Origin of the sequence: Vibrio sp. T20 (assembly GCF_007858795.1) — a bacterium.
GTDB lineage: Bacteria > Pseudomonadota > Gammaproteobacteria > Enterobacterales > Vibrionaceae > Vibrio > Vibrio satsumensis.
On the sequence record NZ_VFEB01000115.1, the window covers coordinates 1 to 433 of the forward strand.

The window sequence follows — 433 nt, forward strand, 5'->3', positions numbered from 1 at the left end:
GCACGTGTTTCTAAAGGTCGAACTGTTCGTGAATTCATTACAGCTGTACTGATTGTTCCTACCACTGTGACTATCATTTGGATGTCAGTGTTTGGCGGGATGGCGATTGATCAAATCGTAAATAATATTGGCATACTTGGCCAAGATGGTCTGACAGATGTATCACTAGCAATGTTCCAAATGTTTGATGCTCTGCCGTTTGGTACGCTGCTATCAATCATTGCGATTGTATTAGTTCTTGTGTTCTTCATTACATCATCCGATTCTGGCTCTTTAGTTATCGATAGCATCACCTCTGGTGGTAAGGTTGAGACTCCAGTTCCTCAACGTATCTTCTGGGCTTTCCTCGAAGGTGCTATTGCGGTAGCTTTACTGTGGGTTGGTGGTACTGAAGCAGTACAAGCTCTGCAAGCGGGTGCAATATCAACTGCAT

General features: G+C 43.9%; 1 protein-coding gene. It reads left to right on the top strand.

Going from position 1 to position 433, the window contains the following annotated elements:
* A partial coding sequence (locus FTW16_RS13380; RefSeq protein WP_186728067.1) for a BCCT family transporter occupies window positions 1–433 on the top strand: 433 nt, incomplete at both ends.